This window comes from Rhodovarius crocodyli (assembly GCF_004005855.1).
GTDB lineage: Bacteria > Pseudomonadota > Alphaproteobacteria > Acetobacterales > Acetobacteraceae > Rhodovarius > Rhodovarius crocodyli.
Genome location: NZ_SACL01000037.1, coordinates 1 through 396 on the forward strand (window position 1 = coordinate 1; position 396 = coordinate 396).

At 74.7% G+C, this 396-nt stretch carries 1 pseudogene; it reads left to right on the forward strand.

Features of this window, described 5'->3' with window-relative positions:
- Positions 1-133: 133 nt before the first annotated feature.
- Positions 134-396: pseudogene (locus EOD42_RS25665) on the forward strand (hypothetical protein); the annotation flags it as partial.

A 396-nucleotide genomic window follows, 5' to 3' on the forward strand; every position in this document is an offset into this window, starting at 1 on the left:
AGGGCGCGGCCCTGCTGCCGCTGCTGGCCACGGTGCTGCTGATGAACGCGCGCTATCTGCTGTATGGCGCGGCGATGTACCCGTGGCTGGGCGGCGCGCCGCCGGCTGTGGGCGGCCGCTGGCCGGGCGGCTGATGGGCGGGCTGATCCCGGACCCTGCCTCGCTCGGCATGGACTTCATGCTGGTGGCATTCTCCGCCGCGCTGATGATGGGCATGTGGCGGTCGCGCGCTGACCTGTGGCCGGTGCTGGCGGCCCTGCCGCCGGGGGGGATGGTGGGCATATTGGCGCCGGTGCTGCGCCAGGGCCGCATCGCCGAATGCGCGGGGCTCGCGGTGGTGGTGCTGGCGATGCGGCTGTTCGGCAGCGACCTGGCGGCGGCGCTGGCCGGGGTGGC